Raw genomic sequence first — 16,675 nt, forward strand, 5'->3', positions numbered from 1 at the left:
CCCCAATTGTTAGACACAGTCTAACAATTGGGGGTGCAGTTTTTCTATGGCTAAATTTACAGCTGATGAAAAAATACAAATCGTTCTACGTTATTTGAACGGAAATGAAAGTTATCGAGAAATAGGTAAATCGCTCGGTATAAGTGACACAATCATTTTGAATTGGGTAAACCAATATAAACAGAATGGTCTGGAAGCTTTTCTAAAACGATGTACAAATTACACACAACAATTTAAACTAGACGTACTAAACTTTATGATTGAAAACGGTATGTCCTTATTTGAGACGGCAGCTATCTTTAATATTCCTGCCCCTTCAACGATTTCTGTTTGGAAAAAACAGCTCGAAACACAAGGAATTGATGCCCTTCAATCTAAGAAAAAGGGGCGTCCATCCATGAAAAAAGATTCAAATAAACAATTAAAACAACCTTTAGCTGAAGGGTCAGTCGAAGCACTTGAAGCACGCATTAAACAGCTTGAGATGGAAAATGAGTACTTAAAAAAGTTAAATGCCTTAGTTCAAAACAAGGAAAAATCACAAAACAAGACAAAGCGCAAGTAGTCTACGAATTAAGGCATAAATATTCGGTCAAGGCACTCGTGGAGCTAGCTACTATTCCTCGAAGCACGTATTATGATTTAGTAAAGAAAATGAATCGTCCAGATCTAGATGCCGATTTGAAAGCTGAGATTAAAGCGATTTATGAGGAAAATGAAGGTCGTTATGGTTACCGTCGCATTCGTGATGAATTAACGAATCGTGGCCAGAAAGTGAACCACAAGAAGGTTCAGCGCATTATGAAAGAGCTTGGGTTAAAGTGTGTTGTGCGTATGAAGAAATATAAATCCTATAAAGGAAAAGTCGGTAGAATTGCACCTAATATTTTAGAGCGTAATTTTTATACAGATGCACCGAATCAAAAGTGGGTAACAGACATCACAGAGTTTAAATTGTTTGGAGAAAAACTGTATGTATCACCTGTATTAGATTTGTATAATGGTGAAATTATTACCTATACAATTGGTTCTAGACCGACGTATTCGCTTGTTTCAGACATGTTAGAGAAAGCATTGGAACGTTTACCTGAAACCCACCAGCTACTGATGCATTCGGATCAAGGATGGCATTATCAAATGAGACAGTACGTCCTTACACTTGAATCAAGAGCTATCGTTCAGAGTATGTCTCGAAAAGGCAACTGTTACGACAACGCAGTAATAGAAAATTTCTTTGGGATTATGAAGTCGGAGTTCCTCTACATAAAAGAATTTGAAAATGTAGAGCACTTTAAAATAGAATTAGAAAAATATATAGATTATTATAATACGAAACGGATTAAGGCAAAATTAAAAATGAGCCCAGTACAATACCGGACTCACTTTTATCAAGCTGCCTAATGAAATAACCGTGTCTAACTTTTAGGGGTCACTTCAGTAAGTTTGTGCTCTTTTTATTTTGTAGGAATGAAGAAAACAGATATAGCTGCGATAAGACCTGCAAAGGAGAATAAGTAAAAATTCCATGCTAAGTCATATTGCATTGTCATAATAATACCGATGAGAATAGGGCCAGCAATTGCACCAACTCGGCCAAGTCCCAGTCCCCAGCCTAAGGAGGTAGCTCGGATATGTGATGGGAAGTATTGTGTTACATATGCATTTAATATTTGAGTAATACCGACCGATCCAATACCAGCAAGGCCAATTAAAAGATAAATGATTGTAACAGATGGCTTAATTGTTAATAGTCCGATACATATGGCTGCCATAAGATAAGAGATGCTAATAACAATTTTTGCGCCTATACGATCAGCAATTGCTCCAGCGAATAACGCACCAACAGCTGCGGTAATATTTAGCATAAGTAGAAAAGACAGACTAGATCCAAGAGGATATCCCGCCTGGCGCATCATCTGTGGTAACCAAGTGTTTAAACCGTATATTAAAAACATTCCCATTATATAAGTGATCCAAAAAAGTAGTGTTGCTTTTATGTATTCTTTTGAGAATAAAGTAAAAAATCCATTTTTCTTTCGTATAGTAGATGGAGCTTGATGAGTTTTATTTTTTACATGAAATTCAATTTGAAAACGATTAAGAATTTGGTTCACTTCTTCTTGGCGATTACGTGATAATAAAAATTGAATGGACTCAGGTAAATAGCGAATAATGAAAGGAATGAGGAGTAGTGGAATCATTCCGATACCAAACATAATTCTCCATCCGAAATCTTCTAACATAAACATAGACAAAATAGCACCTAATACGATACCTAAAGGATAGCCAGTAAACATAAGAGCATAAATAAAAGATTGCCTTTTTTTTGGTGAATATTCAACAGTAAGTGCTGAAGCCGTTGGGATAACACCGCCTAATCCGATTCCTCCTATAAATCGAGATAATCCAAATAACTCAGGAGAAGAAGCGATAGCCGCTAAACCCATTGTGATAGAAAAAAGTGCTAAACAGCATATAAGCGTCCATTTACGCCCAATTAGATCTGTAATCGTTCCAACTAGAATAGCCCCAATAAACATCCCAAATAAAGCATAGCTTGCAATTGTACCAGCGTGCGCTGGTGATAGCGCCCAGCTTTTGTCTTCTAGGAGCTTTGGTAGAACGGCACCGTAAATACCTAAATCATATCCATCAGCTAAAATGGCTAGCCAACAAATAAAAACAACAAGTTTTGTAATAGAGCTTGAAAAGATAGTTTCTGTAGATTCTAGATGAGGTGGAGCTGAAGGTTGCATAATATTCACCCCTTTTAATTTGTAGATGAATATATTATTTTATTTAATGTTAATATTTTCCTTCCTGTGTCGAAATTTATCTGAACAGGTTTTATAACAAATAAAGAAGTTCAACCGTAATTCTGTTGAACTTCTTTATTTGTTTACTCATTATCAACGCGTTTTAACGGTTGATCTGCTGGGCCTTCAAGAACGTCTCCCTCAATTGAAAAACGAGAACCATGGCAAGGACAATCCCAAGTACAATCACCATTATTCCATTCAACTTCACAGCCGAGATGTGTACAAGTTGTATCGACGATATGTAAATTTCCTTCTTTGTCCTTATAAGCACCTGCTCGTTTACCGTTAACATGTACGACAGATCCTTCACCAACTTCGAGATCTTCTGGCTTACGTAATGCGGTTTCAATCTTTCCTTCAATTAAATGTTTCGCAACATCAATGTTCTGGGAGAGGAACGTTTTTATATCTGGATTTGCATGGAAGCGTGATGGTGCATACAGTTCTTTATAGGGACTGTGGACTTTTAAGATGGAGTCCTTCAGTAGGTGAGCGGCAGCAGTTCCAGTTGTCATGCCCCATTTGCGATATCCAGTTGCAACAAAGATATTTGGATTTCTTTCGTTAATATGTCCGATATAAGGAAGCTTATCTAGAGTGATTAAATCTTGTGCTGACCATCTATAAGGAACCTCGTCTATTCCAAAAGTTGCTTCAGCAAAAGAATAGAGTGCTTCATAATGAAGCATCGTATTTATTCCTTGTCCTGTTTTATGACTCTCTCCGCCAATCAAAATTAATTTTTCTCCATTGTTTGTTATATAGCGTAAGGAGCGCTTTGGATCATCAATACTTAAATACATGCCACCTGGATAATCCGTTTTTGCTTTTATTGCAAGAGCGTAGGAGCGTTCTGCGTACATTCGCGTAAAGAAAAAGCTATTTGCATCATAAAAAGGAAAATGTGAACAAGAGACGACATATTCACAAGTGATATGATGGCCCTCCTTTGTAATTATTTGTGGATGATCTCCCTTTTCCACATCCATAGCTGTTGTTTGTTCGTAGAGCTTTCCGCCCATCTCCACAAACTTTTCTAAAAGTGTTTTTAAATAAAGAAGGGGATGGAATTGTGCTTGATTTTTCATTATAAGCGCAGATTGTACTGGAATAGGAATCGATAGAGATTGAACATAGTCACAAGGTATATTTAATTTTTGATAAGCTTCATATTCTTTCGATAAATTTCTTAATCCGTTATCGGTAGTTGTATATAAATATGAATCTTCATTTGAGAAATTACAGTCGATTTTATATGTTTGAACAGTTTCATTTATGAATTGTAGAGCCTGATTATTTGATTCATAGTAAAGCCCGGCCTTTTCTACACCGAAATGGTTTATTAATTCATCATAAATAAGATCATGTTGTGCTGTTACTTTCGCTGTTGTATGCCCAGTCGTTCCGTTTAAAATACGACCAGAATCAATTAAAACAACATCGATGCCTTCTTTTGCAAGTAAATAGGCAGTAGTAATACCTGTAATACCAGCACCGATAATAGCAACTTTTGTCTTTATATTTTCGGATAAACGAGGGAAAGTAGGAAACTGAGTAGATTCAATCCAATAAGATAGCGGCAGTTGTGGAAATGTATCACTTGTCATTGCGGAAACCTCCTGATTTTAGAACAATTTTCCTTTTAATATTTCCATAATATATGAAATTCATGTGTGTTGTTTTAGAAGTAGTCTATTTTTATTAAAAGAGGTTATAAATTATTTTAATATAATTAATTAGATGGGGCATTATGAAGTGGTAGGATTTATATAAAACTAAATTCAAGTGATTCTGTTTGTTGATTACATAGGGAGTTATTGAATGAGATAGAGTCTATGGCGTTTAAGAAAATGTCTATATATAGTGGGTAAATCCTTATGGAATCTATACATTTTCTTTAGTGAAATAAAGTATGATTATAAAAATATAACCACCTTTTATTACTAGGTCATAAAAGGTGTTGACAATATAGAAATTCTATTGTTATGATTCATCATGTGGAAAGGTTGATAGAGAGTAAAAAGAGAAATGTTTTTCATTGATAATAAAAGCGAAAAATAAGTGACGATAGAGTGAGTATATTTTCCTTATAATAGATGCTTTTTGGATCATCTAGTAAAATCAATCTGGAAGCAAGAATTGATATATGTAAGTTGCGCAAGGCGCGGCATAAGAAAGGAGCAAAAGGATGAAGGAGCTTCATACGTTTGGGTGGTATGCAGCACGTGTATCACCACATTTGCCGAAAAAAGCATTTAAACCAGTGCCTACTCGTTTATTTGGTGGACTGGCTTATTTGCTTGTGGCATTGGCGGGGTTAATATCGATTGGTGTATTTGAATTGAATGTGTGGGCGAATCTAGGAATTGCGATTGTTCTTGGATTATGTTTTGCTTCACTTGGATTTTTAGGGCATGAAATTTTACATGGAACTGTTGTAAGAAAGGCATGGCTTCGTGACTTCTTAGGCGCGATTGCATTTATGCCATTATCAACAGGGCCAAAGCTTTGGAGAAAGTGGCATAATGCAACGCATCATGTTCATACACAGCATGAAGAGAATGATCCGGATGCATGGCCGACACTTGAGAAACTTAAGAAGAGTAAGTTTTTGAGTTGGGTATATCGTATGCCTCTACATGTACGTTCATTCTTTAGTTTTCTGTCATTAACAATTCAATTTACATTGCATTCGACTCGAATGTTCTTTCATTTTATAAAAGAGTTCAAGTCATCCAATCAAAAATCTGTATGGCTTCAACTTCTTTTGCCTTGGACAGTTTGGATTAGTTTATTGTTTATTATGGGACCTGGAAAATGGTTATTTGCATATGTCATTCCGTTGTTAATTGCTAACTTTATTGTAATGGCATATATCGCAACAAATCACCGCTTAAATCCAATTGTTCCAGTAAATGATCCGTTAGCAAACTGTTTATCAGTAACAGTGCCGCGCTGGGTAGACGTTTTACATTTCAATTTCTCATATCATACAGAACACCATCTGTTTCCTGCTATGAGCTCTAAATACTATCCGTTAGTAAAAGAGAAGATTAAAGAAATGTGGCCGGAACGTTATCACGAAATGCCGATGACAAAAGCATTAGCAGCCCTATGGAATACACCACGTGTGTATTATCACGGAAGTGAATTAGTGGATCCGCATAGAGAGCATTTCTATGGTTCTTTAGGAAATGGACTAGATCCTCATAATATTTCATATCGTGAGGAACATATAGAGGAAGACGAGAGTATTAAAAAAGTAAATCAGTAAAATTAATATATTTTTGCAGTGAAAAAGCAAGCCATCTCAGGCTTGCTTTTTCTTATAAAGAAACTTCCTTTTTGTTCTTTTTATGGATTTGGACGGAGTTAGTTTCTTTTCGTTGTAATCGTTTTTCTAAAAGATTAACGAAATAAGTAAATAGAAGAACAAGTACGAGATAGTATGCACCAACGATTATGTAAGTATCTAATTGTTGGAAGTTACCTGCTGCAATTGATAAACCTGATCCCCATAATTCGGACAGTCCTACGTAAGCGACAAGTGAAGAGTCTTTTAATCCGATAATAAATTGATTTCCTAGAGGAGGAAGAGACAGACGAAATGCTTGTGGTAATATAATCCGGCGCATAGCTAAAGGGTAAGGCATACCTAAGGAGCGAGCGGCTTCCAATTGTCCCCGGTCGACGGATTGAATGGATCCTCGGAAAATTTCCGTAATATATGCACCGTTATGAATTGCTAAAGCGATTGCTCCTGCCCAAAAAGGGGAGAAAACAATGACAGATGTAATGCCAAAATAGAGAATTGCGATTTGAACGATTAAAGGTGTACCACGAATAATAGCAATATAGATATGAGCGATACTATTTAAAACTTTATTGTTAGAGATTCGAAAGAAAGCGAATAATAATCCAATTAATGAACCGAGTACTAGGGAAGTTAATGTTAATTGTAATGTGACAATAGTAGCTTTTAAGAGTGTGGGATAGGTAGAGATAAAAATTTCAAACATGCGTTTCACCTCATATTGTATAGATTTTAGTAGAGAATGAAATGCCCCACATAAAATGAACACTTAATCAGTGGGGCACTGTTTATGAATGTTTTGAATGGCTAACTTACTTACTTCGTTTTTTCCTCTTCACCAAGAATATTACGCCCGAACCATTTTTTACTGATTTTTTCATACGTACCATCTTTAATGATTTCATCTAACGCTTTATTTACTTTCTCAACCATTTCTTTATCATCTTTGCGAATAGCAATTCCCATTTCATCAAGATTTAATGGTTTTCCGGCTTCTTTTATATTTGATTTTCCTTCTTTTATCATACGTAGACCAACCATTTGATCCGTAATTACTGCGTCGACACGCCCAGGCTCTAAGTCCATAAGAGCAGTAATATCGCTGTCATATTCTGTGATTTGATCTGTATATTTTGCAACAAGATTTTTAAAGGTACTAGCTTTTACAACACCAATTTTCTTACCTTTTAAATCTTCTGGAGAAGAGATAGCGGTATTCTTTTTAGCTACAAAAATTTGGGCGCCAGAACGATAGTACGTATTTGAGAAACTAACAGCTTTTAAGCGCTCCTCTGTAATTGCCATACTACCCAGTATTACATCATATTTCTTCGCTTGAAGACCTTGAATTAGCGTTTCCCATGGGTTTGTAACTGGCGTAGCCTTCATGTTCATCTTTTTAGCAAGAGCTTCACCGATTTCTACATCAAAGCCGACAAGTTTCCCGTCATTTTCTTTATAGTTAAAAGGTTTGTATAATCCACTCATCGCATAGCGAAATTCTTTTTCACCATTTGATGAAGTAGTAGAGCTTTCTTTGCTACAAGCTCCTAGTATGAAGGATGTACATAGTGTAATGCTCGCAACAATGGTTAATAGTTTTCTTTTCATAAAACCCCTCCTATATATTGATCATACGGATGGTTTTTTAGTATGTTATTGAAATATTTTATTTGGATGATTAGTTGTGCACCGTATGAATGTATTCCTTTTCGTTTGAAACAGAAGTTACATTATAAAACGTTGCGTAAAAATTGTTTTGCTCGTTCATGTGATGGAGCTGAAAAGAATTGTGCTGGCGTAGCATCTTCTACAATCTTTCCATCATCCATAAAGATGACGCGATCAGCTACGTCTCTTGCGAAATTCATTTCATGAGTAACAATAACCATTGTCATCCCTTCTTCAGCAAGTTCTTTCATAACTTGCAATACTTCTCCAACAAGTTCAGGGTCTAAAGCTGAGGTAGGTTCATCAAATAGCATAATCTTAGGGCTCATTGCAAGAGCTCGTGCAATGGCAATGCGCTGTTTTTGACCACCTGAAAGAAGATGAGGAGTTACATCCGCTTTATCTTGAAGGCCGACTTTTTGGAGAAGTTGATTTCCAATATCCTTAGCATTTGCTTTCTCTAATTTTTTTACGTGAATAGGTGCTTCTATGATGTTTTCTAGTGAGGTCATATGAGGAAAGAGGTTAAAGTGCTGAAAAACCATACCGACATTTTCACGGACTTTATTTAAATTTGAATGCTTTGGATCAATTCGCTCACCTTGTAAGTGAATTTCGCCTTCATCGTACATTTCTAAAAAGTTAAGACAGCGAAGTAATGTACTTTTACCAGAACCACTGGCACCAATTAAAACAACAACTTCTTTTTCTTTTACTTCTAAATCAATTCCTTTTAACACATCAAGTGAACCGAATGATTTTACTAGATTTCGAACTTGAATCATACAAAACCCCCAGTTAAAAATATATTTTACAAATGTTGCCCCTTATTTCTGTTATTAGTCACAAATTGTCAGAATCCTTTATTTTTTCGTGCAATTTGGTATTCAAAGAAATAATAATTTTTAAAATCCCTATATCCTTCTATAATGAAAATATGGATAATAATATATAGGTAGTATTTATATTGCTTATAAAAAGGGGGAAAGGGAAGATGGAAAAAGAAAGGAAAACATTTTCTTTTGGATTACGTACACAACTTATGCTATTCACTACAGTTTTAGCTCTCATTACATATTCAACAAGTATATTTTTTATTTATGTGATATACGATTATTTTCAAAGTTATGTAAGTCAAACTGTATATAATATTATCGTTATGTTATTAGGGGTAGTATGGTCTGGAATTTTAGCATATGGAGCAGCCGTATTTTTAATTAAACCGCTTCGAAAGTTAGAGGAGGCGGCAAGAAAAGCAGCTGAGGGTGATATTCGTGAAGATGTTCCATTACCGAAGACAGATGATGAAATTAAATCTTTAAGTGTTGCATTTAATATGATGTTAGGAAACTTAAGGGGCATGGTAAAAAATATTGATACAACATTTTCTTATACAAACAATCAAGTACAGCAGATTAGAAAACAAACAGGCGAAGCAACGAGACAAGCGCAAGGTGTATCTGAGACTCTTGCAGAGATTTCTTCAGGCGCTGAGCAATCAGCAGCATCAATTCAAGCAATTGTTTCTGCTGTTGATACAACGACGTCTATTGCAAGTGAAGTAGAAGAAAAAGCGAAGCAGTCTGATACGTTGTCTTCAGAAATGGTTCAAGCTTTAGGGCATAGTACTCGTGTCTTTACGTCTTTAATTCAAGGTATTCAAACATTGGCAAAAGAAAATGAAGATTCCATGCAAAATGTACAGAAGTTAGAAGAACGAATGAAACAAGTAGAACATATTGTGTCTGTTGTGAGTGCGATTGCTAGCCAAACGAATTTATTAGCACTAAATGCTTCTATTGAGGCAGCTCGCGCAGGAGAGCATGGAAGAGGTTTTGCGGTTGTTGCGGAAGAAGTACGTAAACTTGCTGATGAAAGTGATCATTCTGCAAGAAACATATCTCAGTTATTACGGAATATGCAAGATGAAGTACAACAAGTTGCAATGAAAATGACAGAACAAGTGAAAATAGCTAAAGAAGAGGCGAAACGTGGGGAAGCTACGGAATTAATTTTAAAAGAAATGTCATCAAGTGTTATGGAAGTAGCCGATGCAACTCAGCAAATTAGTAGTTATATGAATGAACAAGTGAGCCACATTCATCAAACAGGAGCACAAACAAAAGCTGTAGCAGCAATTGCTGAAGAAACGTCAGCTGGTTCGCAAGAAGTGGCGCGTGTAACGCTACAACAGTCTAAAAATATGATAGTAATCGATCAATTATTAAAAGATTTAGAGAAGCAAGCAACTGATTTGAAACAAACAATTGAACGATTTTCAATGTAAAAGGAAGAACAGAATGCTGTTCTTCTCTTTTTTATTTAGTTTGATTTAATATTTACAGTTAAACTATGAACGTTTCCGCAACATTCTTTTCTCTCCCTTTCGGATGAAAATTATAGCGAGCTATAATATTAAAAGGGGTGTCTTTTATGAAAAAAGAAAAAAGACAACGGTTAATTAAACAATTTGTAAAGGAGTATGAAATAGATAAGCAAGAAAGATTAGTAGAATTGTTAGCAAAAAAAGATGTATTAGTAACACAAGCTACGGTTTCTCGCGACATTCGTGAGTTAAACTTAACGAAGGTACCTTCTCAAGAAGGATTAATGATATATAAAGTTTTCTCAGAAGAGCATTTACAAACTGATATAAAGTTAAAGAAAAAATTACGAGAAGTTGTTGTGAAAATTGATTGTGTAGATCAATTAATGGTTATTAAAACATTACCTGGTAATGCACATGTTATTGGTGTTTTATTTGATGAGTTAGATTGGAAAGAAAAAATAGGATGTATATGTGGAAATGATACATGCCTTATAATTTCACAGTCGAAATCAGATAGGGAGATTATAGAAGAAAGATTAAATTTAATTATTTAGATGCAAAAATCCTGTTTTTAATAAAATTAAAAACAGGATTTTTGTTTAAATACGGAAGTTAAATATTCAACATATATGCGTAATATATGTGTTTTTTATTGAAAAAGCGAGAGAGTTTGTTATAAAAATACAAATTCGTATGATTTTAAAAAAATAACTTGTTTAATATTTCACAATGATAATGTGGATGCTTTCACAAAGATAAAAGTGCAGAGCATTTATTATGTACTTGTAAGACATCAAACATATTTAAAAGGAGGTACAACAAATGAAACATCCGATACATGTTACTTCAGAAATTGGGGAATTACAAACGGTTTTATTAAAACGACCGGGTAAAGAAGTGGAAAACTTGACGCCAGATTATTTGCAGCAATTATTATTTGATGATATTCCATACTTACCAATTATTCAAAAAGAGCATGATTATTTTGCACAAACGTTACGCAATCGGGGTGTTGAAGTTCTTTATTTAGAAAAACTAGCCGCTGAGGCGTTAGTAGATAAAAAACTTCGAGAAGAATTTGTTGATCGTATTTTAAAAGAAGGACAGGCTGACGTAAATGTTGCACATCAAACTTTAAAAGAATATTTACTTTCCTTTTCAAATGAAGAATTAATTCAAAAAATTATGGGCGGTGTACGGAAAAACGAAATTGAAACAAGTAAGAAGACACATTTATATGAATTAATGGAAGATCATTATCCGTTTTACTTAGATCCAATGCCTAATTTATATTTTACTCGTGATCCAGCAGCTAGCGTGGGCGATGGCTTAACGATAAATAAGATGAGAGAACCAGCGCGTAGACGTGAATCATTATTCATGGAGTACATCATTAAATATCACCCAAGATTTGCAAAACATAATGTACCAATCTGGTTAGATCGTGATTATAAATTTCCAATTGAAGGTGGCGACGAGCTAATTTTAAATGAAGAAACAATTGCGATTGGAGTGTCTGCTCGTACTTCAGCTAAAGCAATTGAACGTTTAGCTAAAAATCTCTTTAGCCGACAAAATAAAATTAAGAAAGTGTTAGCGATAGAAATTCCAAAATGCCGAGCATTTATGCATTTAGATACAGTATTTACAATGGTTGATTATGACAAGTTTACAATTCATCCAGCCATTCAAGGGCCAAAAGGGAATATGAATATTTATATTTTAGAAAAAGGATCAGATGAGGAAACTCTTAAAATTACACATCGTACTTCTTTAATGGAAGCATTAAAAGAGGTATTAGGCTTAAGTGAATTAGTTCTTATTCCATGTGGAGGAGGAGATGTAATTGCTTCTGCTCGTGAGCAATGGAATGATGGCTCGAACACATTAGCAATCGCACCAGGTGTAGTTGTTACATATGATCGCAACTATGTATCCAATACGTTATTACGGGAGCACGGTATAGAAGTAATTGAAGTGCTAAGTTCGGAATTATCTCGTGGTCGTGGGGGTCCACGTTGCATGAGTATGCCAATTGTTCGTAAAGATATTTAGTATAAATAACGGAGAAAGTAGGGATGAAGTATGTTAATGACTAGACCAAATTTAAAAGGAAGAAGCTTTCTAGCAGAAAAAGATTTTACACAAGAAGAATTGTTATATTTTCTAGATTTGGCAGCAGAATTAAAAGAGAAAAAGAAAAATGGTATCCCGCATCATTATTTAGAAGATAAGAATGTAGCGCTCTTATTTGAAAAAACCTCCACTCGTACGCGCTGTGCATTTACGGTAGCATGTACAGATTTAGGGGCGAATCCTGAATATTTAGGGAAAGGTGATATTCAGCTTGGGAAAAAAGAATCCGTAGAGGATACAGCAAAAGTGTTAGGGCGTATGTTTGACGGAATTGAGTTTCGTGGATTTAATCATGAGACTGTAGAATCTTTAGCACAAAATTCTGGTGTGCCAGTTTGGAATGGATTAACAGACATGTGGCATCCAACACAAACACTAGCAGATTTATTAACAATTAGAGAACATGTAGGGAAGTTGAAAAATGTGAAGCTCGTTTACGTTGGAGATGGAAGAAATAATGTTGCTAATAGCTTACTAGTTGGTGGAGCAATCGTTGGAATGGATGTACGTATTTGCACACCAGAATCTTTATGGCCTGCACAAGAAGTAATTGATTTAGCAAAAAAATATAATGAACAGGTAATGATAACAAGTAATGTGGAAGAAGCTGTTGCGAATGCAGATGTAATTTATACAGATGTATGGGTGTCTATGGGGGAAGAAGAAAAATTTGCTGAACGTGTCGAGTTATTGAAACCTTATCAAGTAAATATGAAAATGATTAAAGAAACAGGGAATGAAAACGTGATTTTCTTACATTGTTTACCTGCATTTCATGATGTTGAAACGATGTATGGCGAAGAAGTTTACGAGAAATATGGGTTGAAAGAGATGGAGGTAACTGACGAAGTATTCCGCAGTAAACATTCAAAAGTATTTGATCAAGCTGAAAATAGAATGCATACAATTAAAGCGGTTATGGCAGCTACTTTAGGAAACATGGAGTAAAGAAGAAAGGGAGTCTTCCTTTCTTCTTTCTCCTCCTTTAGACACTATCATTCACTATTGCTTTTGTATTGTTATTACAATTAAAGAGAGGTGAGTGGAATGGGTGAAGATAAGAAATTAGGGTTGTTTACACTAACGGCTCTTGTAGTTGGGTCTATGATTGGCGGTGGAGCCTTTAATTTAGCGAGTGATATGGCAAAAGGTGCTGGTGCTGGAGCCATTATTATTGGCTGGGTTATAACAGGAATTGGGATGATTGCACTTGGATTATCTTTTCAAAATCTAACTGTAAAACGGCCAGATTTAGATGGTGGTATTTTTAGCTATGCAAAAGCAGGGTTTGGTAATTTTATGGGATTTAATAGTGCATGGGGATACTGGCTATCTGCTTGGCTTGGGAATGTAGCTTACGGTACATTATTATTTTCTTCATTAGGATATTTCTTCCCGATCTTTGAAGGCGGTCAAAATGTAGAATCCATTATTGGTGCAAGCGTATTATTGTGGTGTGTTCACATGTTAATTTTACGTGGAGTTCAATCAGCAGCACTTGTGAATTTAGTAACTACAATCGCAAAATTAGTACCTGTATTTGTATTTATTGTCATAGGAATCTTCGCGTTTCATATTGATACATTCTTAGATGGATTTTGGGGGCAAACTGGTTCTTTTTCATGGGGAGCAGTTGGCAGCCAAGTTAAAAGTACAATGCTTGTAACTCTATGGGTATTTATTGGGGTAGAAGGGGCTGTTGTTTTATCCAGTCGAGCAAAAAATAGAAGTGATGTAGGGAAAGCAACGGTTATTGGTTTAATTGGTACACTCATCATTTACATTTTAATCACATTATTGTCTCTTGGACTTATGCAGCAAGCAGATATTGCTGGTTTGAAAAATCCAGCTATGGCTTATTTATTTGAAAGTGTTGTTGGAAAATGGGGTGCTATCTTTATAAATTTAGGTTTGGTCATCTCTGTATTAGGTGCTTGGTTAGGTTGGACTTTGCTCGCTTCTGAAATTCCATATTTAGCGGCTAAAGATGGAGTATTTCCAAAATGGTTCGCAAAAGAAAATAAAAATAAGGCTCCAGTAAATTCATTATGGATAACAAATGGTTTAATACAAATATTCTTGTTAACATTCGTCGTTTCTGATCAGGCGTATAACTTTGCATTCTCTTTAGCATCTTCAGCTATTTTAATCCCATATGCTTTTTCAGCATTTTATCAACTGAAGCATAGCTTAAAGTCTGAAGAAGCAGATCGAAATAAAAATATAATAATTGGCTTGATCGCAAGTATTTATGGCGTGTGGTTAGTTTATGCAGCCGGTTTAGAGTATTTATTATTAACAATGACTTTATATGCGCCAGGTATTTTTATTTTTTACAATGTTCAAAAGCAAAAGAGTTCGAAGCAAATATTTACTCGAGTGGAATTAGCATCATCCGTAGCAATTGGTGCTTTAGCATTCTTTGCGATTTATGGATTAATTACAGGCAGTATTACTTTATAAAGCGCTGTGAAAGCGAAATGAACTGGAGGGCTGAAATATGGTACGAAGAAAAATTGTAGTTGCACTAGGGGGAAATGCGATACAGTCTGGAGAGGCTACTGCGGGAGCGCAGCAAGAAGCGTTGGAAAAAACGGCGGAACAACTTGTGAAAATAATGGAAAATGATGTGGATATAGTAATTGCGCATGGAAATGGCCCGCAAGTGGGGAATATTTTATTACAGCAAAAAGCTGCAGAAACGGAAAAGACACCTGCAATGCCATTAGATACTTGTGGGGCAATGAGCCAAGGGATGATTGGATATTGGATGGAAAATGCAATTGAAAAGGCATTGAAAAAACGGAATATAAACAAAGATGTAGCAACGGTTATAACACGTGTTGTTGTGGATAAAAAAGATGAGGCATTTAAAAATCCAACTAAACCAATTGGTCCTTTTTATACAGAAGAAGAGGCCAGAAGATTAATGGATGAAACAAAAGCAGTATTTAAAGAAGATGCTGGTAGAGGATGGAGACGTGTTGTTCCATCACCGAAGCCTGTAAGTATTCATGAACATAAAGTGATTAATTCTTTGGTCGAAGATGGAAACATAGTGATAGCTGTGGGCGGAGGTGGAATTCCAGTAATTGATTCTGAAGAAGGGTTAAAAGGAACTGAAGCGGTTATCGATAAAGATTTCGCTGCGCAGAAATTAGCAGAATTAGTAGATGCCGATACGCTCGTTATTTTAACTGCAGTTGATCATGTGTATGTAAATTATAATCAACCGAATCAAAAAAAATTAGAGTATGTCACAGTAAATCAATTAGAAGAATATATTGAAGAACAACAATTTGCTGCGGGAAGCATGCTTCCAAAAATTGAAGCTGCTATTAATTTTGTTAATACAAATCCAAAAAGAAAAACAATTATTACGTCTTTAGAAAAAGTATATGAAGCACTAGAAGAAAAAGCCGGTACTATTATTTCAAAACAGAATGTATGCATGTGTGTTTAAAATTATTATGTACGCTACTTAGTATTAAAAAAGAATGGAGTTAGTAACTTCATTCTTTTTATTTATTAATATTTTTTGTATTCATTGTTCATAAAGTTTTCATGATGAAATCTGAATATACAAGTTAATTATGATAAAATTCAAATTGAATACGCTTTCTTGATTTTTCGCTCCAACATACAGCAAGAGAGAGGGAATTTTATGAATAGACGGAACGTAGTGAAAGACTTAAAGCAGTTCGAATTATTTGCTCATTTAACAGAAAAAAAATTGAAAGGCTTAACAGAGTTTGTTTATTGGCGAACTTATAAAAAAGGTCAATTTTTATTTTTAGAAGGGGATTCAAGGGAAAGAATTTACTTCATGTTAGATGGTTTTGTAAAGTTAGAGCGGGTTAATCAAAATGGGAACTTATTATACGATGACTATGTAAAGCGGTATTCTATTTTTCCTTATGGTGGTATGTTTACAGACAGAGGATATAGCTATACAGCAGAAGCAATGACGGATGTGGAGGTATATTATATTCCAACGGTAATCTTTGAAGATATGGTAAAATCCAGCAGAACGCAATTGATGTACGTTGTTCAGCAATTATCATCTATATTAAAATTGAATGAAAATCGAGTGCAAAATATTACAATTCCTAATGCACAAGATCGTGTTATCCAAACGTTAAATTATTTAATGCAGGATTTAGGAGAACAGAGTGGGGAAAAGATTGTAATTTCATGTCCACTTACAACAATTGAAATATCCAAAATATCTGGAACATCTCGAGAGACAGTTAGCAGCGTATTAAAACAATTAAAAAATGATAGCATTGTTACAATTTTAGATAAAAAAATTACAATACACAATCCAACATATTTTGAAGAAATCTCAATGTGAAAATTGTATATTAATTTTTTAATTCATAATGTATATTAATAAGGTTCTTTATA

13 protein-coding genes and 2 pseudogenes are annotated in these 16,675 nt (G+C 35.0%); 10 read left to right on the plus strand and 5 right to left on the minus strand.

Annotation, left to right across the window (positions count from 1 at the left end):
• The first annotated feature begins 46 nt into the window (after positions 1–46).
• A protein-coding gene (locus MHH27_RS02350) for an IS3 family transposase (RefSeq protein WP_097822715.1) occupies positions 47–1,401 on the plus strand; the annotation gives its coding sequence in 2 pieces (ribosomal slippage) (positions 47–500 and positions 500–1,401; 1,356 coding nt in all).
• Positions 1,402–1,454: 53 nt separating this feature from the next.
• On the opposite strand, the gene MHH27_RS02355 is transcribed toward MHH27_RS02350, so the two are convergent.
• Together MHH27_RS02355 and MHH27_RS02360 are read right to left on the minus strand one after the other, a co-directional pair.
• Positions 1,455–2,756, minus strand: a complete 1,302-nt coding sequence (locus MHH27_RS02355; RefSeq protein WP_001183092.1) for an MFS transporter — start codon at positions 2,754–2,756, stop codon at positions 1,455–1,457.
• A gap of 143 nt (positions 2,757–2,899) precedes the next feature.
• On the minus strand, positions 2,900–4,426 hold the full coding sequence (locus tag MHH27_RS02360) for an FAD-dependent oxidoreductase (protein WP_340941538.1): 1,527 nt from the start codon (positions 4,424–4,426) through the stop codon (positions 2,900–2,902).
• Positions 4,427–5,007: 581 nt separating this feature from the next.
• Between MHH27_RS02360 and MHH27_RS02365 the strand changes: the two genes are divergently transcribed.
• A complete protein-coding gene (locus MHH27_RS02365; protein WP_000661219.1) occupies positions 5,008–6,093 on the plus strand; it encodes a fatty acid desaturase family protein in 1,086 nt (361 codons plus the stop codon).
• Between the two features lie 52 nt (positions 6,094–6,145).
• Here MHH27_RS02365 and MHH27_RS02370 read toward each other — a convergent pair whose 3' ends face one another.
• The 3 genes from MHH27_RS02370 to MHH27_RS02380 form a co-directional block, all read right to left on the minus strand.
• Positions 6,146–6,901, minus strand: a complete 756-nt coding sequence (locus MHH27_RS02370; protein WP_340941540.1) for an amino acid ABC transporter permease — start codon at positions 6,899–6,901, stop codon at positions 6,146–6,148.
• A gap of 47 nt (positions 6,902–6,948) precedes the next feature.
• A complete protein-coding gene (locus MHH27_RS02375) occupies positions 6,949–7,743 on the minus strand; it encodes an ABC transporter substrate-binding protein (RefSeq protein ID WP_340941543.1) in 795 nt (264 codons plus the stop codon).
• A 122-nt stretch (positions 7,744–7,865) separates the two neighbouring features.
• Positions 7,866–8,588: an amino acid ABC transporter ATP-binding protein gene (locus MHH27_RS02380; protein ID WP_053565361.1), complete on the minus strand. Its 723-nt coding sequence runs from the start codon at positions 8,586–8,588 to the stop codon at positions 7,866–7,868.
• A gap of 374 nt (positions 8,589–8,962) precedes the next feature.
• Between MHH27_RS02380 and MHH27_RS31945 the strand changes: the two are divergent.
• The 8 genes and pseudogenes from MHH27_RS31945 to MHH27_RS02415 all read left to right on the plus strand — a co-directional run.
• Positions 8,963–9,148 (plus strand): annotated as a pseudogene (locus MHH27_RS31945) (HAMP domain-containing protein); the annotation flags it as partial.
• A gap of 369 nt (positions 9,149–9,517) precedes the next feature.
• A pseudogene (locus tag MHH27_RS31950) lies at positions 9,518–10,090 on the plus strand (methyl-accepting chemotaxis protein); the annotation flags it as partial.
• A gap of 146 nt (positions 10,091–10,236) precedes the next feature.
• Positions 10,237–10,686 carry an arginine repressor gene (gene argR / locus MHH27_RS02390; RefSeq protein ID WP_000711826.1) on the plus strand — a complete coding sequence of 150 codons (450 nt, stop codon included), beginning with the start codon at positions 10,237–10,239 and terminating at the stop codon, positions 10,684–10,686.
• Between the two features lie 268 nt (positions 10,687–10,954).
• Positions 10,955–12,187, plus strand: a complete 1,233-nt coding sequence (gene arcA, locus MHH27_RS02395; RefSeq protein ID WP_000682331.1) for an arginine deiminase — start codon at positions 10,955–10,957, stop codon at positions 12,185–12,187.
• A 30-nt stretch (positions 12,188–12,217) separates the two neighbouring features.
• Positions 12,218–13,216, plus strand: a complete 999-nt coding sequence (argF, locus tag MHH27_RS02400) for an ornithine carbamoyltransferase (protein ID WP_016083685.1) — start codon at positions 12,218–12,220, stop codon at positions 13,214–13,216.
• A gap of 99 nt (positions 13,217–13,315) precedes the next feature.
• Positions 13,316–14,731 carry an arginine-ornithine antiporter gene (gene arcD, locus MHH27_RS02405; RefSeq protein WP_000503412.1) on the plus strand — a complete coding sequence of 472 codons (1,416 nt, stop codon included), beginning with the start codon at positions 13,316–13,318 and terminating at the stop codon, positions 14,729–14,731.
• A gap of 37 nt (positions 14,732–14,768) precedes the next feature.
• Positions 14,769–15,731 carry a carbamate kinase gene (gene arcC / locus MHH27_RS02410; protein WP_098236019.1) on the plus strand — a complete coding sequence of 321 codons (963 nt, stop codon included), beginning with the start codon at positions 14,769–14,771 and terminating at the stop codon, positions 15,729–15,731.
• 201 nt (positions 15,732–15,932) lie between these two features.
• Positions 15,933–16,622: a Crp/Fnr family transcriptional regulator gene (locus MHH27_RS02415; RefSeq protein WP_097924654.1), complete on the plus strand. Its 690-nt coding sequence runs from the start codon at positions 15,933–15,935 to the stop codon at positions 16,620–16,622.
• Positions 16,623–16,675: the final 53 nt, after the last annotated feature.

The organism is Bacillus sp. FSL L8-0152, assembly GCF_038006365.1.
Taxonomy (GTDB): domain Bacteria; phylum Bacillota; class Bacilli; order Bacillales; family Bacillaceae_G; genus Bacillus_A; species Bacillus_A cereus.

Coding starts and splice junctions, on each gene's coding strand:
- MHH27_RS02375 (WP_340941543.1), bottom strand. CDS start 7,743: ATGAAAAGAAAACTATTAACCATTGTTGCGAGCATTACACTATGTACA.
- MHH27_RS02355 (WP_001183092.1), bottom strand. CDS start 2,756: ATGCAACCTTCAGCTCCACCTCATCTAGAATCTACAGAAACTATCTTT.
- argR (WP_000711826.1), top strand. CDS start 10,237: ATGAAAAAAGAAAAAAGACAACGGTTAATTAAACAATTTGTAAAGGAG.
- arcD (WP_000503412.1), top strand. CDS start 13,316: ATGGGTGAAGATAAGAAATTAGGGTTGTTTACACTAACGGCTCTTGTA.
- arcA (WP_000682331.1), top strand. CDS start 10,955: ATGAAACATCCGATACATGTTACTTCAGAAATTGGGGAATTACAAACG.
- MHH27_RS02380 (WP_053565361.1), bottom strand. CDS start 8,588: ATGATTCAAGTTCGAAATCTAGTAAAATCATTCGGTTCACTTGATGTG.
- MHH27_RS02360 (WP_340941538.1), bottom strand. CDS start 4,426: ATGACAAGTGATACATTTCCACAACTGCCGCTATCTTATTGGATTGAA.
- MHH27_RS02365 (WP_000661219.1), top strand. CDS start 5,008: ATGAAGGAGCTTCATACGTTTGGGTGGTATGCAGCACGTGTATCACCA.
- MHH27_RS02415 (WP_097924654.1), top strand. CDS start 15,933: ATGAATAGACGGAACGTAGTGAAAGACTTAAAGCAGTTCGAATTATTT.
- argF (WP_016083685.1), top strand. CDS start 12,218: ATGTTAATGACTAGACCAAATTTAAAAGGAAGAAGCTTTCTAGCAGAA.
- arcC (WP_098236019.1), top strand. CDS start 14,769: ATGGTACGAAGAAAAATTGTAGTTGCACTAGGGGGAAATGCGATACAG.